The 23,244-nt window shown below is 45.5% G+C and carries 22 protein-coding genes and 1 pseudogene; 6 read left to right on the top strand and 17 right to left on the bottom strand.

What is annotated here, in order from left to right; translation table 11 throughout:
* Positions 1 to 71: 71 nt before the first annotated feature.
* Complete coding sequence (locus METBU_RS0121460) at positions 72 to 668, bottom strand: DedA family protein (RefSeq protein WP_017842572.1); 597 nt, start codon at positions 666 to 668, stop codon at positions 72 to 74.
* A gap of 106 nt (positions 669 to 774) precedes the next feature.
* Here METBU_RS0121460 and METBU_RS0121455 point away from each other — a divergent pair, with 106 nt between their 5' ends.
* Entirely contained in the window at positions 775 to 2,379 is a 1,605-nt protein-coding gene (locus METBU_RS0121455) for a SagB/ThcOx family dehydrogenase (RefSeq protein ID WP_017842571.1), read from the top strand.
* A gap of 365 nt (positions 2,380 to 2,744) precedes the next feature.
* A complete protein-coding gene (locus tag METBU_RS0121450) occupies positions 2,745 to 3,326 on the top strand; it encodes a DUF4405 domain-containing protein (protein WP_017842570.1) in 582 nt (193 codons plus the stop codon).
* A gap of 172 nt (positions 3,327 to 3,498) precedes the next feature.
* Here the strand turns inward: METBU_RS0121450 and METBU_RS0121445 are convergent, their stop codons facing one another.
* On the bottom strand, positions 3,499 to 4,086 hold the full coding sequence (locus tag METBU_RS0121445; RefSeq protein ID WP_235726436.1) for a Tll0287-like domain-containing protein: 588 nt from the start codon (positions 4,084 to 4,086) through the stop codon (positions 3,499 to 3,501).
* 460 nt (positions 4,087 to 4,546) lie between these two features.
* Here METBU_RS0121445 and mgtE point away from each other — a divergent pair, with 460 nt between their 5' ends.
* From mgtE to istA, 4 genes and pseudogenes are all read left to right on the top strand, one after another.
* The gene (gene mgtE / locus METBU_RS0121440) at positions 4,547 to 5,899 is read left to right on the top strand and encodes a magnesium transporter (protein ID WP_017842568.1); all 1,353 of its coding nucleotides are present in this window, start codon (positions 4,547 to 4,549) and stop codon (positions 5,897 to 5,899) included.
* Positions 5,900 to 6,435: 536 nt separating this feature from the next.
* Complete coding sequence (locus METBU_RS0121435; protein WP_235726435.1) at positions 6,436 to 6,882, top strand: inorganic diphosphatase; 447 nt, start codon at positions 6,436 to 6,438, stop codon at positions 6,880 to 6,882.
* Positions 6,883 to 7,074: 192 nt separating this feature from the next.
* Positions 7,075 to 7,398, top strand: a complete 324-nt coding sequence (locus METBU_RS0121430; RefSeq protein ID WP_017842566.1) for a hypothetical protein — start codon at positions 7,075 to 7,077, stop codon at positions 7,396 to 7,398.
* A gap of 256 nt (positions 7,399 to 7,654) precedes the next feature.
* Positions 7,655 to 8,370 (top strand): annotated as a pseudogene (gene istA / locus METBU_RS24925) (IS21 family transposase); the annotation flags it as partial.
* 798 nt (positions 8,371 to 9,168) lie between these two features.
* Here istA and METBU_RS0121410 read toward each other — a convergent pair.
* From METBU_RS0121410 to METBU_RS0121330, 15 genes are all read right to left on the bottom strand, one after another.
* Positions 9,169 to 10,695 (bottom strand): DndE family protein, encoded by a 1,527-nt coding sequence (locus METBU_RS0121410; protein ID WP_017842564.1) that lies wholly within the window; start codon positions 10,693 to 10,695, stop codon positions 9,169 to 9,171.
* 3 nt (positions 10,696 to 10,698) lie between these two features.
* Positions 10,699 to 12,690 carry a DNA sulfur modification protein DndD gene (gene dndD / locus METBU_RS0121405; RefSeq protein ID WP_017842563.1) on the bottom strand — a complete coding sequence of 664 codons (1,992 nt, stop codon included), beginning with the start codon at positions 12,688 to 12,690 and terminating at the stop codon, positions 10,699 to 10,701.
* Positions 12,687 to 13,322 carry a hypothetical protein gene (locus tag METBU_RS0121400; RefSeq protein ID WP_017842562.1) on the bottom strand — a complete coding sequence of 212 codons (636 nt, stop codon included), beginning with the start codon at positions 13,320 to 13,322 and terminating at the stop codon, positions 12,687 to 12,689. Before METBU_RS0121400 ends, dndD begins: the two co-directional genes overlap by 4 nt.
* Positions 13,319 to 13,501 (bottom strand): DNA modification system-associated small protein, encoded by a 183-nt coding sequence (locus tag METBU_RS0121395; RefSeq protein WP_017842561.1) that lies wholly within the window; start codon positions 13,499 to 13,501, stop codon positions 13,319 to 13,321. The genes METBU_RS0121400 and METBU_RS0121395 overlap by 4 nt, the downstream gene beginning before the upstream one ends.
* Positions 13,502 to 13,517: 16 nt before the next feature.
* Positions 13,518 to 13,778, bottom strand: a complete 261-nt coding sequence (locus tag METBU_RS0121390) for a type II toxin-antitoxin system MqsA family antitoxin (protein ID WP_017842560.1) — start codon at positions 13,776 to 13,778, stop codon at positions 13,518 to 13,520.
* A complete protein-coding gene (locus tag METBU_RS0121385; protein ID WP_017842559.1) occupies positions 13,775 to 14,095 on the bottom strand; it encodes a DUF4258 domain-containing protein in 321 nt (106 codons plus the stop codon). The genes METBU_RS0121390 and METBU_RS0121385 overlap by 4 nt, the downstream gene beginning before the upstream one ends.
* On the bottom strand, positions 14,083 to 14,589 hold the full coding sequence (gene rhuM, locus METBU_RS0121380) for a RhuM family protein (protein WP_017842558.1): 507 nt from the start codon (positions 14,587 to 14,589) through the stop codon (positions 14,083 to 14,085). Before rhuM ends, METBU_RS0121385 begins: the two co-directional genes overlap by 13 nt.
* Positions 14,586 to 15,956 carry a restriction endonuclease subunit S domain-containing protein gene (locus METBU_RS0121375; protein WP_017842557.1) on the bottom strand — a complete coding sequence of 457 codons (1,371 nt, stop codon included), beginning with the start codon at positions 15,954 to 15,956 and terminating at the stop codon, positions 14,586 to 14,588. Before METBU_RS0121375 ends, rhuM begins: the two co-directional genes overlap by 4 nt.
* Positions 15,956 to 18,754 carry an N-6 DNA methylase gene (locus tag METBU_RS0121370; RefSeq protein WP_017842556.1) on the bottom strand — a complete coding sequence of 933 codons (2,799 nt, stop codon included), beginning with the start codon at positions 18,752 to 18,754 and terminating at the stop codon, positions 15,956 to 15,958. The genes METBU_RS0121375 and METBU_RS0121370 overlap by 1 nt, the downstream gene beginning before the upstream one ends.
* A 21-nt stretch (positions 18,755 to 18,775) precedes the next feature.
* On the bottom strand, positions 18,776 to 18,973 hold the full coding sequence (locus tag METBU_RS0121365; protein ID WP_017842555.1) for a type II toxin-antitoxin system antitoxin: 198 nt from the start codon (positions 18,971 to 18,973) through the stop codon (positions 18,776 to 18,778).
* Positions 18,974 to 19,453: 480 nt separating this feature from the next.
* Complete coding sequence (locus tag METBU_RS0121360) at positions 19,454 to 20,308, bottom strand: ImmA/IrrE family metallo-endopeptidase (RefSeq protein WP_017842554.1); 855 nt, start codon at positions 20,306 to 20,308, stop codon at positions 19,454 to 19,456.
* 205 nt (positions 20,309 to 20,513) lie between these two features.
* A complete protein-coding gene (locus tag METBU_RS0121350; RefSeq protein ID WP_017842552.1) occupies positions 20,514 to 21,623 on the bottom strand; it encodes a tyrosine-type recombinase/integrase in 1,110 nt (369 codons plus the stop codon).
* A 9-nt stretch (positions 21,624 to 21,632) separates the two neighbouring features.
* A complete protein-coding gene (locus METBU_RS0121345; protein ID WP_017842551.1) occupies positions 21,633 to 22,103 on the bottom strand; it encodes a helix-turn-helix domain-containing protein in 471 nt (156 codons plus the stop codon).
* A gap of 254 nt (positions 22,104 to 22,357) precedes the next feature.
* Complete coding sequence (locus METBU_RS0121340) at positions 22,358 to 22,738, bottom strand: hypothetical protein (protein WP_138767202.1); 381 nt, start codon at positions 22,736 to 22,738, stop codon at positions 22,358 to 22,360.
* Between the two features lie 161 nt (positions 22,739 to 22,899).
* Positions 22,900 to 23,121, bottom strand: coding sequence for a hypothetical protein (locus METBU_RS0121330; RefSeq protein ID WP_017842548.1), 222 nt, complete (start codon positions 23,119 to 23,121; stop codon positions 22,900 to 22,902).
* Positions 23,122 to 23,244 lie beyond the last annotated feature (123 nt).

Genomic DNA, 23,244 nt, shown 5'->3' with positions numbered 1-23,244 from the left:
ATTTTGATCTACGACGGGTATAACTTCCTGAAGTTATGAGTTTTGACCCAATCCTAAATATTTTAACGATTTTAACGCCTGCTACGCCTTTGTTTTACATAAAAAAACAAATACCCTCCCGCAATTGCCGCGATGATAAATACCACGATATTCGCTTGCATGACATACACCACGACGGCTTTACCGTAATGATAATACAGCGAGAAAAAAACAATCGTCGAAATCGTACAAGCCAATAAGTCCGCTAATGCAAATTTGATAAAACTCATCTTGCCTAGCCCCGCGCACAAAAACAGCCCGTTTCTAACCCCAAAAGGAATAAAGCGACCTAGTATCAGCGTTGCAATACCGTGACTTTCGTAATATGCGTGAATCATTTCGACTCTTTTCGGCGGCACCATTTTAGCAAAAAAACGAATATGTAATATTTTAGGCCCGACGAATCGCCCCAAACTATAGCAGATCAAATCCGAACCGTAAGCACCTAGATAGACCGCGGCAAATAAATAAGGCAATTGATCCGGGTATTGCCTTGCCAACACCCCTGAAATAAACAGCATTGCATCCTCGGATACCGGAATATTGAGGCCTGCCAACAGCAGCGATCCGAAAATAATAAAATGAGCGTGTTCAATATGAGTTTGAATAAGAGCAATCAGCGTTTCCATGGATTAATCAAGTTTAAATAATGTTTAAATTTCTTTACATCGTCATGGCAGAGCCATTAAGACTGCTTTACAATCGGTTTGTCGATCACTCACCCCCGAAACAAGCATGGCATCGCCCCAACTCACCAGCATACTGGAATATCACCAACGCACCAAACACCATTTGGACCGTTATGCGAAAGGTCCAAACGGACTCGATTGGGCCGATCAACCGGACCCGTTCAGGCGTTTCGAAGGCTGTGAACGAATAAAATTACCTTTACCCCAAAACACCCCCTCACCCACCTATAACGAACTTCAAAACCCCGAGCTAATTCCATCACAGCCATTCAACATCAATAATCTGGGGCTTATGATGGCATTGAGCTTCGGGCTTTCCGCCTGGAAACAATACGGCGATGACCGCTGGGCCCTGCGCTGCAATCCGTCCAGCGGCAATCTGCATCCGACCGAAGCCTATTTAATCAATACAGCGGCAACCGACCTTCCTGCCGGTGTTTACCATTATTTAAGTCACGACCATGTCTTGGAAATGCGCGGCAATTGGCGTCAGACGCCAGCATTTAGCGGGATATTGATCGGTTTGAGCTCTATCCATTGGCGGGAAGCCTGGAAATACGGCGAACGCGCATTTCGCTATTGCCAACATGACATTGGACATGCACTCGGCGCGTTGCGCTATGCAGCAGCCGTTCTGGGCTGGTCGGTCGAACTGCTGGCCGAATGCGGCGACGAAGCGATTGCTCAACTACTCGGTCTGGACCGACACGATGAATTCATTGCCGAGGAAAACGAAGCCCCCGATTTATTATGTCGAATTCATGCAGGGTCTTGGACGAATCCCAACGATCGCTACTTAGCCGAACTTAGCGTCGACAATTGGTTTGGCAAGGCCAATCGCTTGAGCCGTTACCACCATTTTCATTGGCCTTTAATTGATGCGGCAGCACAAGCAGCTGCCAAATCAGCCACACAAGAAAACCACCAACATCCGGGGATAATCTTATCGCCACCACTAACTAACGGTTCCCAAAGCGCGTTCGAGATCATTCGGCAGCGGCGTAGCGCTCAACATTTCGACGGTCAAACGCCGATCGAGCTGAATCATTTTTATCGCATCTTGCAAGCTACGATGCCTGAAAACCTAATCCCCTTCGACCTTTGGCGTTGGCCTGCAAAGATTCATTTATTTTTATTCGTGCATCGCGTCGAAGGGCTGCAACCGGGTCTCTACGCCCTATCGCGGAATCAAGCCAGTTTTCAGATGCTGAAGTACAACACTCGCCCCGAGTTCTCTTGGCAAAAGGTCGAAGGCGCGCCTGAAACATTAAAACTTTACAACTTACTCAACGCCGATTGCCGTCGCGCAGCCAAAACGCTATCGTGCCATCAAGATATCGCCGCCGATAGCGCCTTCAGTTTAGCGATGGTCGCGGAGTTCGGCGATGAATTGGCAAAAGAACCGTGGCAATATCGCCGTCGATTTTGGGAAAGCGGCTTGGTCGGCCAAGCATTATATCTTGAAGCCGAAGCCATAGGAATGCGCGGAACCGGCATCGGCTGCTTTTTTGATGACGCGGTACACGAGGTTCTTGGAATAAACGACACCGGCCTACAAAGCATTTATCATTTTACGATCGGCAAGCCATTAGAAGACAGCAGGCTTCAAACACTGGCGCCTTACTTTCATCTACACAATGAACCGCGTTAAGGATTTTGAGGAACAAAGCTCAAGCAGAAACCTTTCAACCTAACGTTCATGAAGGCCTAGCCATCGCCCCGGCAAATGAAAGTTCTCTGGTGGCGGAGGGTGCGGTATTGCCAGCACAGAGCTTTGTATATCAAAAAATTAGATAAAGTGTCCAAATCTACGAACTTTCACAGTAAAAAGAGCAGTTGAGAGCCTCAAACTACCGTTCGCCCTGAGCCCGTCGAAGGGTGAACGGTAGTTTGAGGCTTCACCAAGACGGTGAAAGTGTTGTAGACCCTTCATGCTTCGACTTAGCTCAGCACGAACGGTCTACAACACATGTCAACTGCTCTTTTTAGGTTCAAGCATTTGCGGATAAACTGACAATGAAACGTAGCCAATTAAATTTCATCATCGATATCGTAGCCTTCGCGGGTTTTGTTTTTCTAACTACGACCGGCGTGCTGTTACGCTATCTGTTACCGCCCGGTAGCGGGCACTTCGCGACCATTTGGGGGCTTGACCGCCATCAATGGGGAACCGTTCATTACTGGGTGTCGGTGCTTTTTTTCGCGATATTGGCGTTGCACTTATTACTGCATTGGCGTTGGGTTGTCGGCTTCATTTCAGGACGTGTCACGGAAGGGTCGGGGCTGCGCTTAGGGCTGAGCCTAGTCGGCGTACTGACTTTGATCGCTTTCGCCGCTGCGCCGCTGGTCGCACCGATTGAAATATCGGGAGCATCCGGCAAACAACTACACGCATGGAATAACGGATCTCTAACAATACGAGGCAACATGACCTTAGTGGAGATAGCGCAGATTACCGGCGTACCGGTCGATTATTTAATGGAGCGACTGAACTTACCCGAGACAACGAACAAGACGGCAAAACTTGGGCAATTAAGCAGGCAATACCACTTCACGATCGCCGATGTCAGAAAAGCCGTAATCGACTATCGAAAATAAAATAGGGCTTTCATTGACGCCGTCTTTCGCCAGCCGAGAGTTTTAACCGCCATTAACGCCCATTTGCTTTTCATCATCACAATTATACCTTTCGCACTTCAAATTTCGGCAGTGCCTGAGGAGACTCCGAGGTGTTAGGTCGATTTTTGCTCCTGCTCTGCACCTTATTTTTCTATTCATGAGCCGATATCTGGCGCTTAATCGAAATCGCACCGCGTATTTCGCCGACACTATAATTTATTGCGTCGTCATTCGGGTATTCATGCGCCAATATCGCTTTTACCCCATCAGGCATATCTTCCGCTTTACCATGACATTGCAAACACATCGGCTGAGTCGGTATGGCTTTCAGATAACGAAACCAAAGCCCATCCGCTTCATCTACGATTGCAGACATTTCGAGCTCGTCGGTAGGTTCTCCAGACAAGTGATGCCTATCAAAACCTTCCAACTCGCGCCGCTCCCAGGTATCCGGCACTCCCATCGATTTGTTGCGGGATTTAAGCGATACCCGTTTCACAATCCATCCGTCTTTCGAATAATCGGCTGCCATTGCCGGCGCAATTTGTTTGCAAACAATGATCGCGTTTTCCGTGTCTGCCGTTTCCAGTAACGATTTCAGCTTTCTACCCAGCGACTGCATGAATTCATGGGCTGTTGCACGACTTTGTTCCAGATAATGAATTTGCTCTTTTGGGCTGTCGGCAAAGACCCACGTCGAAGCAGCCGAAGCAATTAAAATCAAAAGACTTTTTTTCATGAATTTTGGCATTTTATGCTCCTGACATGGAAAAATTGAATAAGAATGACATAACTTGCCCCCCCTCATTTCACCTTTGACAAGGGGACAATTACGACAATATTAGTAATATCTTAATTACTCGGAGTATCGAGACAAGAAAATTCCGCGATAACCCATCCAATCCGTATCATCTTCATACCGTTATTAAGTCTATATCGAAACAAACAACCGATGTAATAATCATTATGAATCATAAAGTTGACACTCTATCACTTGTTTAATAACCTATGCAGGCTGAATTGATCAGCGCTATCTAACGAGCCGATTATGGAAAGTTCCAGTCGAAATTTCAGTATAGATTTACACAATCCCTCTACAATGTCTAACGCGCATTCCTTGCCCGCCACTTTAGCGACAAATTGATTCAGTTTGTTTCCGCTGCGGGCAAACGAGTCCGCAAACAACCGGAGACAAACCGATGCCGACCGCCATCCTGAACGACTACTTGCGCCGTGCGATTGAGCGCAAAGATTACCAAGCCGTTCTTCAATTTCTAGAAGAGTTTCAAGCCGTCGACCTGGCTGAACTGCTGCAAACCGTTCCGGTCGATGCTGCCCGCGAATTGTTGATGTACTTACCGGTTGTGCAACGTGCGTCGGTTTTCGGGCATTTACCGGTCGACTGGCAGTCACAATTAACCACCGCAATGACCGATAAGGAAGTATCGCAGTTGCTACGCCATCTCGACGCCGACGAAGGCGCCGATTTGCTCCATGTTTTGCCTGAAAACCGTCACGACCGTGTGCTGCGTAAGATCGCTCATGCCGAACGCGAAGCACTCAGACGCCTAGCGAGTTACGAAGAAGGCACAGCCGGCGCGATCATGACCAGCGATTATATGACCGTACCAGCCGAAATCACAGTTGGCAAAGCACTCGACGTCATTCGAAAAAGCGCCCCCAACGCCGAATTGATATACCAAATTTATACCGTCGACGCTCAATATCGTCTAATCGGCACGCTATCGTTACGCGAGCTAATCATGAACAAACCGGAAGCGCGAATCAAGGATGTAATGACTACCGAAATGGTGAAAACTAAACTATCGGCTAAGCAAGAAGATGCCGCCAAATTAATCAGTCGTTACGATTTACTGAGCTTACCGGTCGTCGACGACGACGAACGTTTGGTCGGCATCATTACCTATGACGATGCAATGGACGTTGCCGAGGCAGAGGCGACCGAAGACATGCACAAAGGCGCAACAATCGGCCCGTTGGCCGGCAACTTTCGCGATGCGAGGTTATTTACGCTTTACCGCAAACGTATTGTCTGGTTACTGCTCTTGGTCTTCGGTAATTTAATTTCCGGTGCCGGAATCGCTTATTACGAAAATATAATTGCCGCTTATGTCGTACTGGTGTTCTTTTTACCGCTACTCATCGGCAGCGGCGGCAATGCCGGATCGCAAGCCGCGACACTGGTCGTGCGCGGCATTGCCACCGGCGATGTCACAATCAGCGACTGGCGTAAATTACTGCTAAAGGAAATCGCTGTCGCAAGCGGATTAGGTCTAACCATGGCCGCTGCAGTTTCATTGATCGGCGCTTATCGGGGCGGCTTCGACATTGCCTGGGTGGTCGCACTGAGCATGATCTGTATCGTAATGATCGGAAGCCTGGTGGGGCTCTGTCTGCCTTTTATCTTGAACCGATTGGGCTGGGATCCTGCCACCGCTAGCGCGCCCTTAGTCACAACGCTCGCCGACGCCTCTGGGGTGTTGATTTATTTCTGGATAGCAGCATGGATACTACATTTGCCGGCGCCTTAACCCATACGCTTCAAACTAAAAACGGTCACCTCCCTCCGCTCTATCACAAATTGCTATAAAGCACCCAGCAATTCCCAATTTGGAGATCAAAAAGGGTGTGGGGTATGCTTGGCGAGGATGTCGGCAGCAGGGCAGATTTTTGCTCCTCGGCAATTGCTCCTGCATTGCCCTACTACACGCCATCCTTGGCGTAATGCAAAATCTGCATTCACGCCATCCTTGGTGTTTGAGCTGCCGCCAAGCCCCCATGGATGGGTTTACGGTGTTCCTCGACAGGCATACCCCACACCCTAAAATCGGCGAAACTGCTCAAACTGGGAATTGCTGGCATTATCGATACCGATATGCTGAAACTCTGTTTTGGTGATGGGGCCAAGCATTATCCGTCTGCAGAACGTTGGTCCGAAACGGCTGTATCTTTTTTGCTTGAGTTGAGCGTCCGCGATAATGGCTTAGCTCTATCCGTGCCTGGTTATTAGGCGTTAAATTGGTTTTTATTTCAGATGCATTCTATAAACACTCTCGAACAAGCCCCTTTGGTTAATGTCATTATTGAGACGCCTCGCGGCAGTTTTTTAAAGCGGGGTTCCACTGGAAAACTGGACTTCATCTCTCCGTTTCCCTGTCCATTCAACTATGGCTCAATTCCGGCTTATATCGGTACGGACGGCGATTTTTTGGATGCGGTCGTGCTGGGGCCGCGTCTTCCTTTAGGAGCATCGATTTCAGTTTATGCTTGGGGAACCGTTGGAATGATCGATGGAGGCATTTATGAAGATAAACTGATATGCGCTCAGAAACCCATCTCTGTGAGACAGCAGCGGCTTATTCTTCTGTTTTTCATGATTTATGCCAAGGCCAAATATCTGCTGAATTTAATCAAGGGGCGTAAGGGGCACAACAGCTGTGAAGGCTGGCACGATGCTGCAAGCGCATTAGCCAGGGCAATACCCTGTATTCATCAGGACAAAAATGCAGTTTAAACATTGGAATGGCTGGTTGCTATACCCATACCCAAGGAACTCTGGCCTTCATCGCTAGTCGTAATTACGGAGATAGTAAAACGTCGGTGAGTTTGTAGAGCTATCACGCAGATTCACCGACATTTTTATGCCCCAGGTTTTCGCTACTGTTTCTTTCAATCGCCTTTTCGGCATACCCCTCGGCTCCGACTCATGTTTAGAATTTACAAACGAACCATTCATATTGGCACGACAAACGATCCTCAACGGCGACTTGAATATCACGTCGAAGAGGATTCCAATTCTAGCCTTGCCAAAATCCTGGCTATTCCGGCCATGATCGCAGCAGCTGTCGTCGGCACGCTGGTCTTGTCCGTGGTTTTTGCCGTATTGTTGATCCCGTTGAGTATTTTTGGTTTCAAAGCGTGGAGGCTGATCAAAAGTGCTCAGCAACAATCGGTTCGGCAATCCGAGCCCGATAGCATTACCGCTGAATACACCGTTGTTTCTGATGACGATAAGTTGCAAGTAAAATGAACACTAACCCTACTCCCTTTAATACTCAAAAATTAGCTAACTTTATGAAGGTATGGTGTGTGTGAGTCGCAGGTACCACCGGCTGAATATTCTGGCCCAACCTGAACACCCCTTCTGGAGCAATCTGAACACCCATTCTGATTCAAGTTGAACACTTTTCTGGATTTTCCAGAATCGGTGTTCAAGTTGCCAGAATCCCACCTAACGCATTGTTTATCTAATCAGATTATCCTTCCCACCTTTTGTGGAGAAGATAATGTCAGCGAAGAGAACAGCAATGCGAAAATATCGAGAAGTACTCAGGCTTAGCTATAGCGCCGGATTTAGCATCCGAAAAATCAGTGCCAGCACCAAAATCAGTGTCGGCAGCATTCAAAACATCTTAAAACTGGCCGAACAGCTGAAAATATCCTGGCTGCTACCGGAAGATTGGGATGATCAAACTTTAGCCCTGAAATTTTATCCCCGCTCGGATGCTCAGCCTTCAACCAAATTTCAGGAGCCGGTATGGACTGACGTTCATCTGGAGTTGAAGAAAAAAGGCGTGACCAAACAATTGCTCTGGGAAGAGTATGCCCAGCAATATTCCAATCGTTGCTATAGCTACTCGCAGTTCTGCGCGCGTTATGCCGATTGGCGGAAGAAACAAAAACGTTCCATGCGCCAAACCCATCGTGCCGGTGACAAGTTATTTATCGATTATGCCGGCCCCACCATGTCTGTGGTCTGTGCCTCAACCGGCGAAATACGTACCGCGCAGATCTTTGTGGCGGTGTTGGGGGCCTCCAATTACACCTTTGCCGAGGCGACCTGGAGCCAAAGTCCGCCTGACTGGTTAGGCAGCCAAAGGGCTAAGCCTTTGAATTTTTTGGTGGTACAACCGTGATGCCGGTCCCCGATAATTTAAAAAGCGGAGTGACTAAAGCCTGTCGTTACGACCCTGAACTCAATCCAAGTTTTCAACAGTTAGCGTCCCAACCACCATGAACAGGCTAGTCATGATAGCCTGGCTTTCACAGGTGATTTTGCCTTCGGCACACAGCTTCTCGAAGTCCGTTTTTAAGCAACTGACTTCAATTCGAACCGAGGCTTTATCAAGGTTGGCCATCCACGTAGATACGGTAAGTTTGCGACAAACTCATCCTATCATGGGTTTTTTCGGCCTCCGCTGGCCGCGTATGATCGCTGTAAACCGAATTTTTGAGGCTAAACTCCTTGCAATGCGCAAAATCCACGCTGCGCGCACTGGACTGCCCAAAAAACCACAATTAAATCAGGCCTGCACAATTTCTATTTTTAGACGCTAAAAATCTGTCAAGCTTTTTTTGATTTATTTTATGGGGCGAGTAGTTACCACAAAAGTTACCCAGACAAATTCTGGACATAAAAAAACCAGTTGCCCGCGAAAGCTAACTGGTTGATTTACTAAGTTTTTGTTGGTGGGTCGTGTGCGATTCGAACGCACGACCATCGCATTAAAAGTTCGATCTAAACAACTTCAAAGCAACTGCATACTACTTATAACATCCTATAATCAACAGCTTACCAGTCAATTGAAGATGTGTAAAGTTGTTAAAAGTAGTATAAAGCAATATAAACCACTGTAGTTTTTACTGTAGTTTTCGAGCAGTAAAAAGCCCGTTTTACCGACCGTGATCTTTAATACTCTCCCATTGATCATTATTCACCACACTGTATGCTTCATCAAAATTTAGTCCAAATATCCGCTAAAACTCTCTATCTGGGCATTGAATTAAATAAGTGTGATCCCTAATAGCTCTTATAAAACGCTTCCGCCTCAAATTTAACAAATTCTTCAGTTTTTACCTGCGAACGACTAATTACCTGAAAGGGTTCTAACCGTGCAATCTCGGTCTGTAAATCTTTTGCAGTCTTATTGCTACAGCCTAAAATATCCTGAACAGAGCTTGCGGAAACACCATCACATTGGAAAATATAAGCAAATTCTAGTAGTTCCTGAAAATTAAAGAACTTCTGCTGATAATCATTCGGCGATTGTGACGCAAAGAAAACAACAATGCCTTTAGAGCGTCCCTCACGGATAATACGCTGCAAAAACATATTCTTCTGGCTTAAGTAATTGTGCGCCTCGTCAATGACTAATATCGTGCGTATGGTCCGCTTGCCGTCTTCGACCGGGCTATCCGGCAACAAAGACATTTCCTTATAAAGCCGCTCGATTACCAAGTAAGCGACCAGTTCTTTCAAAACCGGCATGGCATGTACATCAATTAGAACGGTTCGATTAGAAATCTTATCGATAGGTGCGATTTCATCGCCATGCTTCCAGAACAATTCAAAAACGGATAAATCGCGAAGCACTTCAATCAGGGTATCGTCCTTTTTGTCTTCCTCTTCATACATCAGATTAGCAATTTCCAGAATATCCTGAAAATCTGGATAGGGTGCATCGGAACCAGCTCGCTTTGCATAACCTGCCCGGATAGCTTCGGTTAATGCGCCTTTCTGTACTACGCCCAATTTTGAGTTAATAGAAGCAAAACTTTCCGCCTTTTCTCGTGCAGAAATATTGATCGTTTGTTCATCATAAGTGGGTAGTACAAACGGATTGATCGGCAAACGTTGGTTGCCTTGCAGTAGTCTAAAAGGCTGGACTTTGGCAATATCCAGAAAATGTTGGTTATCGACCACATCGCCTTTGTAATCAAAATAAATGAAATGGGTCTGGTAATTCGACTGAATGCGAATATCCGCCAGAATTTTCAGCAAAAACTGGGTCTTACCTACACCTGGTTTACCCATAATCGCCAAATGCGAGTTGGCATGTTTATCGGTATTATTCAGCTCCATGATCAAATCGGCTTTTTGCAATAAAGTTCTGCCGATAAAAATATCCAATCCACGCCCCCGTAATTCCTTACGCCCCTGAAACTCCACCAGATCAACCAGACTCTTTATCAAGCCCTCGGCACTGCGCCCGCTTTCAATATACAGTTGCTCCATAGCCAGACTCCCCTGATCGATATGGTTTTTGATCAGCGAGCGATTGGAAAAAAATGCATCTTCGGTAATATCGCCTTTCCCGTGTACATGCGCCAGTAGGCTACGAATAAATAATTCATCAGGACCAAAAAAAGTAGGGCGCTTTAATTCGCCGCCACTAAAATTAGCACTTTCAGCAACATTTTTGCCGTCTTGCACCAGTGATATAGTGAAAGCAATACGCGCCAGAACGGCTTTTTCCAAGCGAGTTTCAAAGCGCAAAGAACTTAAAATCTCATCCGCTTCACTAGAAGTATATAAACGATCCGCCATGCTCTATTGCTCCCAAAAATAGCCTTGTTTAACGGTCGTTAATTCCTGCCGGGGTTCAAACTCCAGGCTGGCGGCACCGCTCAAATAAGGTTGTAAATTACGGTAATAATCCTTGTCTATTTCAGTATCGGTAGAAAGAATAATCACCTGTTGACCTGCATTGGGGAAATAATGCTTGATGATATTATCCCTATGGGTGCTATCGAGCCTGGACAGCGGTGTATCGATTAATATAGGCAATTGCAACTGACTGGTTTGCGCCAGGCCCCACAACAGCGACAAAGCGAACACCTCTTTTTCGCCCGCAGCAAGGCTCGACTTCCTGATTTCGTGGCCGTTGCGGTCAATCATTTTGATCTCGTAACTCTTGTCATCGATCAAAATATCCTTGATTAAACCGGTTTTACTGGACAGCATCCGGTACATTTCAAAAGTCTTTTCCTGCAATAGATGCACCTTGTTTTTGCGCAGCCGAACCGTATATTGATTCAGCAAATTGGCAATCGCGTCGCATTCCTCAATAAAACCGGCTTTCTCCTTGGAAACATGGTGTTTCTCGTAAAGCTTTTCCACATCCAGTTCAATGTCCCGAATACGTTTTTCCAGCGCCAGGATTTCGTCCTCCAACAAGCGTAATTGTTCGGTTTTACGGCCAATCTGGGTTAAACAACTTTCCATTTCCGCCTGCAATTGATCGAACAATTCCTTCTCGGAATCGGAAGCAATACCCGGTTGTAACGCGGCTTCCAATTGCCGGACCTGGACAGCCAGTTCCTGTTTTTCTTCTAATAACGGTTGAATCAAAAACACATCGCTGTTTTCCAACGTTTCCATTTTTTGCAACACACGGGCAGCATCACGATCGGAAAGATTCAGTATCTTGATGCTGTCATTAACAGAATCGCCCTGTTGCAATAAGCGAAAAATACGCTGTTCCAGTTCCGCCATTTTTTCAGCCGATAACTTTTCCCGATAAATCGGCTCCGGTTCCTCTACTACTCGGACAATTTTTCGGGCCAAAATAGCCGCATTGTCGCGAATGGCTTCGTATTGCACAGTCTCCCGCTCGGCATCGATTTGTTTGCGAATATCGGCAAACAAGCGCCCGGCAATTGCAAACGGTAAAACACCTTCGCACATTGTTTTAAGCTCATTTTCCACTTGCCCCAAACGGTTAGACGCCTGAATACGGGCTTTTTCCGCCTCCCTGATGCTGTCGCGGGTTTCCGGTTCGGCGTTAAAAGTGGCTTGAAAGCGCTCCTTGGCTTCCTGATGTTGGTTTTTGAAGGCATCCAGTTCTGCCTTAACCTCATTTCGTTCCTGAATCGTGCGGCTGACCTTGCTTTTCTCCCTTTTCAGCTCGCTTTCCTTAAATTCCAGGTCCTCGTCGGAAATCTGTACAAAGCCTCTGCGCTCTTCGGTCTTGATATACAAAACATCTTCCGAAAGTTTGGTGATGTATTGAATGCCCAGTGCTGCTTCCAGCGACTTCTTCAAGCGAAGTTCCGAATGATCGTCAGCGGCGATTTCCTGAATCTTTTCGCCATCGAAAAAGAAAAACTGGGTAATGCCGGGCGGAATGGTCGCGCGGATAAAATCCTGCCACATTTGCTTGTTCTGCACTGAAACCCGCTTGCCGTCTTGCACCACGACTAAACGTTCTTCCAAATCCTTTGCTTTGGCGTCGTTGACGACTCCACCGCTCCAGGACCGCTTCACAATCAATTCCGAGCCGTCATCCAGCTCCACCACCAATTCAAAAGAAACTGACGTATTACCGCGCGCCAACTCCTTGCGATTGATGTTTTTATAAATCACTTCCGGCTTGGTGCCATACAAACAAAAACTGACCGCTTCCATAATCGAGGTTTTACCGGCACCGTTCATGCCGCCGATCAGGAAAATACTTTTGCCGTCGGCACCCACCGGAAAAGGGATTTCCGTCGCAAACTGAAAAGATTTGTAATTCTCAATGACCAGCCTAGTAAATTTCATTGATGTTCCTCGCTTAACTCCCAAATCCCCCGAGGCGATCCATTTTTCAAGATGCCATCCTCAATCATCTTGTATCGCTCCCAACAGGCATTGTTTTCCCAAACAGCACTTTTACAAGAATCTCGCCATTCTAAATCGCCGGGTAACAACTTACCTTGCAGTTTTTGCTCCATATACTTGAGCACCTCATTCTTCTGCGAAGAACCACCCAAATGTTGCAAGGCTTCAATCATAAGTTGGCGCAAGGTAGCGTTATCAGTTTTTGTTGATCTTGAACGCTTTTTACGGGGCTTTTTCTCCGTTGTTTGTTCTTCGTTCCCCAATCTCGATTTTAAATTCCTGACAATTTCATCCAGTTCATCTGTCAAAAGGCTTAATGCCTGCATCGCTTCTGCTTGTATTGCAAGGGCAGCGGCTAGGCGGGTTTTTTCCGCCCGAAGCGCATCGGGTATAGCAATGCCCACCTTATCAAGATTATCGATTGCTTTAGCAACCTCGCGTAACTGTGTTTCCATCACAGTGGTTGCCAACTCGTCTTGCCCGTTGCCAAAGAGATCAACAACCTCAAGAATAAGATCAACTAATAAGCGAGGATTTCTCACATAGCTCTCAATCCCTGATCCTTGATTCATTGTGTTTCACCGGTTTTACTGCTTAAAATTTCCCGCAAAGCATCATAAACACCGGTTCGACGCTCTTTAAATTCATACTCGCGGACTGTGTCCAACAATTTGACGACCTTATCGAAACTCACCTTATGCTGTTGGCAAAGTTCTTCCAGCAAGCGTTTGTCTTCCGTGGTTAGATTCATTAGTTTTTTCCTCGTGTCAGGATGGCAAGGATTGAATTTCCTGTTGCCAGTTAGCGACTTCCACCACCGGGTGCTTCAGACGCGCCTGCTCAACGATCTGTTCCAGTTTTTCGGCGACACTGTCCTCCAGCCAATCAGTGCCGCATAAATCGCACACTTGGGCGGGGACATCGCGCACAACCACCACGCCAAAACCAAGATCAACAGTAAAAGTCGTGCGACCGGCTTGCTTACATCCGCCGTGGCAGACCGGGCAAAGATCGTTGTGGGTATTCATGATAGCCTCCGGGTGATTAAATCAGCTTCAAAATGAGTTAAATCGGGACGATAAGCGGTAATAATATGACACTGTTCGCTTGCCGCGTCATAAGCTAAAACCACATGCAATGCTTCCGGCTGATTCAATGCCAGCAACAAACTTGGGATGGGGTGATCATCTGGGTAATCTTCAATAATAACGCCCTGCAAAATGGCATTTTTTACCTGGTTCCGACCGATCCCTCGCTCCAGCATACGTTCCAATGCGTGTTTTTTCCAGAGGACACGGCCTGCATTGACCGCAGCGCGAATATCGGCGAGTATTACTGACGACATAAAGTTTGAAATATCAGCACGTATTGATCTTGCGTCGTTAAATTCATCGTTTTTTCCCCAGATAATTTTGCAACATCGCCTTTGCGGACTTTTGCGCCTTTCCAGGCAGTTAAGCCCATATTCGGCTGACTGGCGTCGGCACGATCGGCAATCAATTCGGCGGCGGTTTTGCCGGAAATGGCGAAAATAACCGGCAGATTATAAAACTTACGCGCTCTGGAAATGTTGCGCTTGCCTTCGGTTTGAACGTGTAAGTATTCCTTACAAGTTGCCGCTACTTGCAGTTCACCGTCACGATAAATTGCCTTAATGTGTAGCGTGATATTTTGCGTGGTGGTTTGGAACAACTCTGCCATCATCGCTTGCGTCATCCACACCGATTCATCCTGTAAACGCACCTCGATGCGGGTTTGGCCGTCTTCGGTTTGATAAAGCAATAAATCGCCGACGAAAGGCAAAGCCGTTTGATCGGGGTTTGATTTTTTTCCACTCATGATTGAACTGCTTCTTCGATCAGTTGTTCGACGCGGTTTTTGGCTTGTTCTAGCAACTCCTTTGACTTATTTCCCGCATCCATTGAAGAGATGACTAATTCTGTTAATCTTTCACAAACATTATCAGGAATATTAGGAAGCAAAATTCGTCCTAAATATTCATCAGGCAAAGAAATAATCCCAGTCGAACCGATAATCCCTCGGTATATAAGCTCTTGGCCAGCTCTGGTACTCAAAAACAATAAATAAGGTAATTCAATATTAATTGGGGCATCAAATTTCCGCCTCAACAATCGCAATGTTCCATCTATAACACATTCTCTTGGCAGATTATGAGTAAAACTGATACGACCGAGGGAACCAACTCCCATTGATGCAAAAATAAGATCACCTTCTTGGACGGCTGTTAGACCAACTGTTGCCCCTGCAAAATCATTGACACGATCATAATCAATCGATGGGGTTCTTATGTTTTTTGTCTTTAAAACGGCAATACCTTCATCTAAATATTTATTTGTGGATTGACCTCTAATAATTGAAAAATAGTTAGTTAGAGGCTTTGCATCTATAAATATTTTGTTAGAAAGAATTTGTTTTATAAGAGGTGAAAAATACTCCGCATTCATTCTCTTTTCGGAAACAACATCGCTAACTTGTGCTGTATAACCTAATGTTCTTTGAAAACTCAACTTGTCCAACCCTAGCTCTGCTTCGAGAAGTTGTTGAGCAGATTGATATAATTCCCGCGATAAAATCAATTCATAATGAGCCTTACGGATTTTTTCAGCTATTTCTAACTCTATGAGATTGCCAATGCGTGGAATAGGAATACTCCGCAGATCTTCAATATTAAGCCCTGTTTGAATTGCTCCCCTTTGCCTGCGAAGAAGACAAAGTTGTCCGTAATGCGAGTTCAAATAAGCGAGTAAATAGTAAGGGTCAACTCTATTAGTACGAAAAATCGTACTTTTACAGCTAAACATGGCAGGAGTTTCGCGCTCAGTACACACGGCAACATTCCCAAGAGTTCCAACCACCGAAATTATTAAATCGTCTTTTTTGACTGCATAACGTTGAAGCCGAATAAAATCAGCTTGTGGAATAAAACGACTATCATCCTCTAAGATAAAAAATGGTTTTACGTCCTGTCCCCTAATGTAACGAAATGGTGATTTAAAATCATAATTACGCACACGGAAAGCTGAACCAAAAGGTCCCGGTACAAATATACCCAAACTTCCAAGATTTTCGGTTTTGCAATTTCGAGTTCTTCGTTCCGCCTCAATATATTTGGGATCAGAAAATTCGGCATCAATTCGCCGAGTAGCGAGTATTTCAGAAGTCGTTGTTTTACTCCAAACCGCCATTACTCAGCACTCCAAAATTCCAATTCATGCCCCTGTGCAAACCTGACAAACGCCTCGGCAATACAAAGCTGTTCATCGGAGATTCCAGCGGCATCGGCCAAATCGTCAGCCGTTAAATCGTAATTAACCAAATCCTGATTAATTTTCGGTTGCCCATCGTGATCTTCCACCAGATTGCCGTTATCGTCGATCACATAGTCATAATCGCCGGAATTGTTCTTGCCGCCGCGTTCGCTGACCGCCATAAAAATAGGGTAATCCAAACGCTTGGCGACTTCGGCGGCTATCCAGCGTTCTTTCAGGGTGCCGATCAAATCGGCATCGGCTAACACCAGCTCCAGTTTGCCGCGCAAGGTCAACAGCTTTAACTCCCGCTCGGCTTGCGGAATCAATTTTTCCAGGCGTTTCTGCTCGGCTTTAAGGGCTTTTTCCGCCTTTTTTTGCCGGTCTTTGCTGATCTTAAGCTTGGCGCTATATTCCGCCTTGATGTCTTGAATCGCTTTTTTATGCTCGGCTTTTTTCGGTTTGTTGTAAGCCGTCAATTCCGCCGCTTTGCCGGTCCATTTGGATTGGATGGCTTCCAGCTCTTCTTGTTGCTGTTGTTGTGCCACGGCGAGCTCAGTTTGTTGTTGCTGTAGCAAGGCTTCGGTATCACTGGCTAAATCGAACAGTTTTTGCTTGGTACGGATCAATTCAGCTTTCAATGCCTCCAGCTTTTCTTCTGCTTGCACAAGACGGTCTTCATCGCTAAACGTGGGTTGATTATCGGCTGTGTCTTCGCTTTCATCGTTTTCGTTAGTTTCGGCAATGTCTTCCGCTTCCGGTTCAGCAAAGGTTTCGGCCAATAAATCCGCTATCGCTTCGGGAATATCCTCTTCTGGTATTTCGGCTGGATGGTTGCTAAGTAATTGCCAAATGTCCGCCTCATAATCGGGGCAGGCGGTAGCAATTTCATCATGGACTTTGGCAATGTCAGTCAATTGTTGCAACGTGTATTTTTGTACAAACAACACCGAGGTTTTAGTGCCGGTATGGGGTTTAAAAGTGTTGGGGTGTAAACCTACCACAGCCAGTAAACGGGCTTTTTTCAAAATCCATACGCGGATAAACGCCAACGAGGAATTGTTGAATTTTCCCTGCGGTAATACTATCGCCGCACGGCCACCGGGCTTGAGCATCTTCAGGATGCGTTCGATAAACAACACATCGCGTTCTTCCTTGGGTTGTTTATCGTCTCCTGCCCGTTTTAATGCCGGTTCTGCCAATTCGTAATGCGCCAGCATTTTGCGGTCTTTCATTTCCCCGGCAAAGGGTGGATTGGCGAGAATCACGTCGAACTTGAGTTCGTCGAAATATTCCCAGGCTTTGTCGTCGTCACCAAAGGCATCAATATCGGGTATGCGCTTAGCGGTAAGGTTTTCCTTCCTTAACCCATGCATTAATTCCCTACCCGATATTGTTTTGAACCATGTTTCAGGGTTCAGGCTACTGACATCAGGGCCAAAAATATTAGTGTGGCCGTCTCCGGCTATAAGCATCAAGGCGCGCGAAGTTTTAGCTGCTCTTGCTTCGAAGTCAATTCCCCACAAGTACTTTGCAGCATAATCATGCTTACGACGATAACGTAGATCATTATCATCAGCTGGGTAGCACCAATCCATTGCATGCAATAAAAAGCCGCCGGAACCGCAGGACGGGTCCATGACATATTCCGTGCGGGTGGGGTTGAGCATTCTTACACACATTTCCACGACATGACGCGGCGTAAAAAACTGACCTTTTTTCTTTTTGGCTTCGGTGGGAAGCAGGTATTCGAAAGCATCATCCATAATGCGTAAATTCGAACCTAATAAGCGAACGCCCTCCATTGGTCCAACACAAATATGAAGATGATCGGGTAACAAGTCGATATTTTCGTCTGGCTTGAATACCCCAGGCCATTCATTACAGGCCATGTGAAATAATTTATTTATTCGGTCATAAGTAATTTTGGGATCGCTAGTAGACTTTCCAAATTCAACGGTTTTATCTTTACGTATTTCCTCCGCTTGTTTTTCGTCCCAGATTTTGGCGAAGATCAACTTAAAAATTTCATTGAATTCATCTGCTCCGCCTATATCTGCAAGTACCAGCTCTTCCAAAGCTTGTACAATCTTTTTGAAGTTAAAATCCTTTTTCAGTTGCAACAAAGTTTTCTTGGCTTCCAGTACGTCTTTCGGTGCCTGTCCGCGTTTGGGTATATCGAACAAAGTATCGTCAAATTGCGCCGGATAAGGCCGGTAAAGAATAATGCTGTCACTACCGTTGGACCACACAGCAACCGGTGCGCCTTTAGCATTCATATAGCTTTTAAGTTGCTCAATACCGTCTTTACGTTTGGGCTTTTTGCATTCGATGATGATTTTCGGAGTGATCTTGCCGGAATCACTGTAAACAATAATGTCCGCCGCCTTGGTGCCGATCTCAGTGCCGAATTGCACGCTTTTTTCCAGGTCTATTTCATCGGCTTTATAACCGTATTGATTGATCAGCTTATATACCCAAAGCTGACGCACGATTTCTTCCGGGCTGGTTTTGCCGTCTTCGACAAAAACCTGGACTTCCTCGTTGGCCGTGGAAAATGGGATGAAACTTTTCAAGTAATACTTGGTTTTGCCCGCTTCGCGCCCGGTAGCCGCTGTTTTTGGATAAATGTTGAGAATGTCGTGAATCGGTTTGCCGAGATTTTCGAATTCAGTGAGTTCGTATTGAGTCGCCGGGTCTTTAAAAATACGACCGAGGATTTCTTTAGTATCCATTAAGGGTTAATTCCTTGGTATTTATCGCTGTGGATTTTCGCTATCGAAAAGGGTTTGTTGCTCAGGAATAATGACATTATGCTGCTTGCAGCTTTCGCGAATCATCACTTCCACCATATTGGTAAGGCTACGGTGCTCTTTTTCAGCCAGTAAACGCAAACCTTCCTTAATTACAGGATCAACACGCAACGTTAAAGTAATAGTTTTTGTGGCTGCCATGTGCTAACACCTCAAATTAGTTACGCAGTAAAAATGTAGTGCAAATATACAGCACTCTACATTCCTTAACCACTATTAGCCGCTTTCAATTATTAAAGAAGCACTGTATTTAATACGAAAAATTAGCGTGTCGGAAGGGGGGTACAAATCACTTTCGACCGCACAAAGTCAACAGTCTGTTATTCATGATTTCCATTTTTGCACGCATTCCTAGCAATGCCTGATTTGCATAATCATTATGTTCTGCTGACAGACGATGATAGGTTTTCAGTGCATCCCTGTGGGTTTATAGCCGTTACGGTTAAGTATGCCGGGTTCCCAATCAAGTTTAGCCCTGATCTTTTCAGCTCTACGAGTTGCCCGATCATCCTTTATTTCCCGCTGATTGCTTTATAAGCGAGTCGGTAACAGTGCCATAGGCGAAGATTTTACCGCCTATCTTCCTACTTATTGGTGCTAATGGAGTAAACCGCAGACGGTTTATACTTTAAAGCTCGTATGTGTGATTAAATCCAAAATGGTTTCGATCTGGCCAGCCGCTTTTAACAATGCGTATAAGTCCATATCCTCCACTTGCAACTTGTCATCTACATAATTCGTTAAGTAGGATTCTGAATTAGGCGAAACATTATTTCGATGGCAAACAATGTAGCAAACAGACTCAGCTTCCAGTTCTTTTGTTTCAGATGATTTATTCGCTCTATCTGCTATTTTTAAAAACTTGTCCGGGCCTAAATGACCAAGGTAAAGATGGGCAAGTTCATGAGTAAGTGTGGCAAACTGAACATTTGGGTCGTGCTTCTTATTTAATCTAATCAAATAATCCGGCTTTTGTTTTGCCTGTATTGATTGCTGGTTAATTTTAAAATCATGTTCCGGCCTTTTGATATGGCCTGCATGACCATCGCCATATTCAATCAACTGGGTATCTATGCCCAATTTTGCCAGCTTGATTATAAAATTCCCAATTTTGGCTTCCGTCATTACACCTGTCGCCCTAAATACTTGCGCAACATCATCTGGTAAGGGGTCACCTTCAGTATCTTCAACCTCATAAACCAACGCGACCGGTGCAAACGGCCATAAAATCAGAAGCGGTCTAGCCCCTTCCTTTATTGATCGATTAAATCTGATCTTCCAATCTCGTTCAGAGGCTGCAAATGTCAATCCAGGCTTTTGAATGTGCAGTAAAAAGACATTGAAGGGTGCAAAGTTAGGTAGCTTATTGACAAAATAGAGTAGATCCAAAAAGTTTTTCCCTTTTTTGTAGAGCTTTGACTCATCAAGCAGTTGCGTGAGCAATGAGCGCTCATCTTTATCTTCAAAAGGTTCCATGCATATCTCTTATCGTGAGCTATTCTCAAATTAAACGATGAACTGTAAGCGGCAAAATACAGGACGTCAATAATCAAATCAAGAATCACCCGCGGTCATGAACAATACTTTAAAGTTCTGAACCATCTCATCATCAACAGGGCCATCCACGATCCCGGTGCAATGAGCTTCGGGTATGGCCGTAAACAGCATGGATTAATCAGGCTTAAACTCCAATTTGTGAACTTTGGTCAGCCATTGCCTTAATAACAGCTCTAGCAATTTCATCAGCATTTTGGTTGACAGGAGAACGCGGGGATTTTAATTGCTGAATAATCTCACCCTGCCGATGTTGTTGCACCTCGCCATAGCTATACAAAGTCGTCAAAACGTCTTCATGACCTAAATTTTGGCTCCATGCTTTGAACTCCTCGGGCGATTGGCAAAGCTGTTGGCCCAGTGTCACCAAGGTTTTACGAAAGCTATGCGGGTTAAAATAAGGCAACCCCGCCGATTCAAAAGCCTCACGGAAGATTGTTCGTATCGGTGAAGCGTTGCTCCAATGCTCCTGTTTGAGTCCTGACGTTGTAAAAATCCTGTCTTCGCCGACTATGACTTTGGTCTTGGGGAATAAAGGATCATCATTACCCCAGAGCAATTCTTCTTTAAGATATGAAACCCAGTTATGGACAATTTGCTGTATCGCGTCGCCGACTGGAAAAAAGTAAGTCGTAAAAGTTTTGCTAAATTTCGTATTCACCTCCCTGGCATCCTGAAAGACGCTGTTTCCAACCACATCGACGTGCTTTAGCTTCATCGAGGCAATGGCGCTATCTCTTGCGCCAGTTAATAAGGTAAAAGCAATCAGTGCGCGATTACGCCATTCAATATCGGTATTACTAGGCATGGAGTCAATGACGTGTTTAATTTGCTCCAACGTGGGTACCGCTGTCTTGCGCCTCGCCGTTGCAATGCGCACCTCTTTTTCAGATAGATTGAAATATTCGGTGTCGGTGTAGCTAATGCGCGATTTATAACCCTGCTGCATGGCTAACCATTGAAAAAAGCTTTTCAATTGACCCAGGGTTGAGTTCATCGTCGCTTTACTTAATGGCTTGCCGGTACGCTGGTTGATTTGTTTGGCAAGATGATTTTTAAATCCAACCGCTTGCTCAAAATGAAAAGCCTTGAAGTCACGGTGTTTTGTATAGACTTCGAAGCGGCTTATGGCCTTGGCTACCGCATCAACCGAGCTTTCATTTTGGCGTTTGGCTTCCTTTAGAAAAATGAAGTATTTACGCTTGATCCGCTCATTATCGGGATTGTGTTTTGTCATGATTTCAACTCACTTTTTAAAGTCACTGTTTACGAGGGGTTTATTACTCTCGTTTATGTGTTTCAGTGCTTTCGGTAGCGCGATGTCCAATTGGCTTTGAATATGCGCTAATTGATCGATTCCAACGTATTTATTGATGATGTTGTTGCAACATGGACACAGACCAATCAGGCGGCCAGTCCTGCCATTGATGATTTCAAAATCAACCATATTTTCAGCAGGCCGTTTTGGTGTGCGACAGCGAAGACAATAAATCTCGTATGGGAGGCATTTGCGCTTGGCGCTTGCTCTTTTTCCCTGAAGATACTCACGCAAATTCGAACCCAAAATTAACAAGGGTCTTTTATTGTCATTAGTTGCCAAGCCGTCTTTAATCCATAAGCGCACGGTATTTTTATGGACAGAAAACAAATCGGCGACTTCTTCAACCGTATAATTTCGATGAATTTTTGCTAAATTGGGATTTTGGAGTTTAGCCATTACTTTTCACCCTGGCTAAATCAGCATGCCATCCATTCATCCATTTACGCTGCTGTAGATCGTCTTTTTCCATATAGTTATGGTTATAGTAGGTGTGTCCCGAAAAGGAGCATGCAAAGGTTTTGCAAGTCATTGATTTTTACCTTTTGCGTACCCCGAAACGGTACACAAACCAGATTAAAAAATATTTGTGTACCGAAAGGGAGCATACAAAACAAATTTCTGTACCCCTTTTCGGTACGGTTGCTTTAATTTCACGGTTGCCATTTTTCCCAATCGTGGGTGGGTTCGCGATATTCGAAAGGCATCCAGGTCAAACGCCATTCACGCGCTTTACTACCGGTTTTACTGTTAAACAGCGATTCCGTTTCACAAACAATGAAACCACGCGCCTGTAGGACCTTAAATGCCTTGCCGGCTGTTTCAGGCTTACAGCCGATTTTATTAGCGGCTTCCCTAACGCCATAAGCAACCGTCTTATCATTGCGCCATTGAAGCTGTAGCAAGATCATCAGCACCTTTGCAATAGGCGGCATCGACTCATAAGCGCAAGATTCGAGCATGGCCCGCGAAACGACCATAACGCCGCCCCTTGCGTCGTACTTTACTTTTGGCCCTTTAGTTTTTTTTGCCATTTCGAGCCTGCAAAATAGGCATAAGCAATAAAATCACTGTAGTTTTCCGCGTGAAACCGCGAAATTTCTAGGCTTGTCCCGCATTTGCCATGCGATACCGGCTATCTGTGCCCGATTATCCGAATCGGTAGCCAGTCGCATGGTCGCGGGTAACCCCAGACTTACGCGCCTCTCCGATTAGCTAAGCAGGAAGTAAACGTTGGAATATGCACCAGAAACTTTCTGGCGTTGACTTTGACGAACGCCTCTTTGAAACCATTGGCGTCGCGGTTTTTGAACAACCAGTTGAACTCAGATTCTTTCAACGGATTGTCGGGATGAGTTGCAAACCTGTCTTTTGGGCAAAAGTCGCCCAGGGTTGTTTGCGATGATGTATCGGTCATAAAAAAGCCTCACGGGTTGTTAAACATCGTGAGGCTATTTTGAAGGGTGTATGCCGTGTTTACGAGGGATGTAATATCATGATTTTAAAGCCGGTATAGTTCGACTAAGCTTTTATACCGGAA

This window comes from Methylotuvimicrobium buryatense 5G (assembly GCF_000341735.1).
In the GTDB taxonomy this organism is placed as follows: domain Bacteria; phylum Pseudomonadota; class Gammaproteobacteria; order Methylococcales; family Methylomonadaceae; genus Methylotuvimicrobium; species Methylotuvimicrobium buryatense.
The sequence above is the reverse complement of the archived record's forward strand: the minus strand, read 5'-3'. Positions and strand labels throughout refer to the sequence as shown.

Bases quoted from the DNA above. Each gene is read 5' to 3' on its own strand.
- METBU_RS0121460 (WP_017842572.1), bottom strand. From the start codon at position 668: ATGGAAACGCTGATTGCTCTTATTCAAACTCATATTGAACACGCTCAT.
- METBU_RS0121455 (WP_017842571.1), top strand. From the start codon at position 775: ATGGCATCGCCCCAACTCACCAGCATACTGGAATATCACCAACGCACC.
- METBU_RS0121450 (WP_017842570.1), top strand. From the start codon at position 2,745: ATGAAACGTAGCCAATTAAATTTCATCATCGATATCGTAGCCTTCGCG.
- METBU_RS0121445 (WP_235726436.1), bottom strand. From the start codon at position 4,086: ATGAAAAAAAGTCTTTTGATTTTAATTGCTTCGGCTGCTTCGACGTGG.
- mgtE (WP_017842568.1), top strand. From the start codon at position 4,547: ATGCCGACCGCCATCCTGAACGACTACTTGCGCCGTGCGATTGAGCGC.
- METBU_RS0121430 (WP_017842566.1), top strand. From the start codon at position 7,075: ATGTTTAGAATTTACAAACGAACCATTCATATTGGCACGACAAACGAT.
- METBU_RS0121410 (WP_017842564.1), bottom strand. From the start codon at position 10,695: ATGGCGGATCGTTTATATACTTCTAGTGAAGCGGATGAGATTTTAAGT.
- dndD (WP_017842563.1), bottom strand. From the start codon at position 12,690: ATGAAATTTACTAGGCTGGTCATTGAGAATTACAAATCTTTTCAGTTT.
- METBU_RS0121400 (WP_017842562.1), bottom strand. From the start codon at position 13,322: ATGAATCAAGGATCAGGGATTGAGAGCTATGTGAGAAATCCTCGCTTA.
- METBU_RS0121395 (WP_017842561.1), bottom strand. From the start codon at position 13,501: ATGAATCTAACCACGGAAGACAAACGCTTGCTGGAAGAACTTTGCCAA.
- METBU_RS0121390 (WP_017842560.1), bottom strand. From the start codon at position 13,778: ATGAATACCCACAACGATCTTTGCCCGGTCTGCCACGGCGGATGTAAG.
- METBU_RS0121385 (WP_017842559.1), bottom strand. From the start codon at position 14,095: ATGTCGTCAGTAATACTCGCCGATATTCGCGCTGCGGTCAATGCAGGC.
- rhuM (WP_017842558.1), bottom strand. From the start codon at position 14,589: ATGAGTGGAAAAAAATCAAACCCCGATCAAACGGCTTTGCCTTTCGTC.
- METBU_RS0121375 (WP_017842557.1), bottom strand. From the start codon at position 15,956: ATGGCGGTTTGGAGTAAAACAACGACTTCTGAAATACTCGCTACTCGG.
- METBU_RS0121370 (WP_017842556.1), bottom strand. From the start codon at position 18,754: ATGGATACTAAAGAAATCCTCGGTCGTATTTTTAAAGACCCGGCGACT.
- METBU_RS0121365 (WP_017842555.1), bottom strand. From the start codon at position 18,973: ATGGCAGCCACAAAAACTATTACTTTAACGTTGCGTGTTGATCCTGTA.
- METBU_RS0121360 (WP_017842554.1), bottom strand. From the start codon at position 20,308: ATGGAACCTTTTGAAGATAAAGATGAGCGCTCATTGCTCACGCAACTG.
- METBU_RS0121350 (WP_017842552.1), bottom strand. From the start codon at position 21,623: ATGACAAAACACAATCCCGATAATGAGCGGATCAAGCGTAAATACTTC.
- METBU_RS0121345 (WP_017842551.1), bottom strand. From the start codon at position 22,103: ATGGCTAAACTCCAAAATCCCAATTTAGCAAAAATTCATCGAAATTAT.
- METBU_RS0121340 (WP_138767202.1), bottom strand. From the start codon at position 22,738: ATGGCAAAAAAAACTAAAGGGCCAAAAGTAAAGTACGACGCAAGGGGC.
- METBU_RS0121330 (WP_017842548.1), bottom strand. From the start codon at position 23,121: ATGACCGATACATCATCGCAAACAACCCTGGGCGACTTTTGCCCAAAA.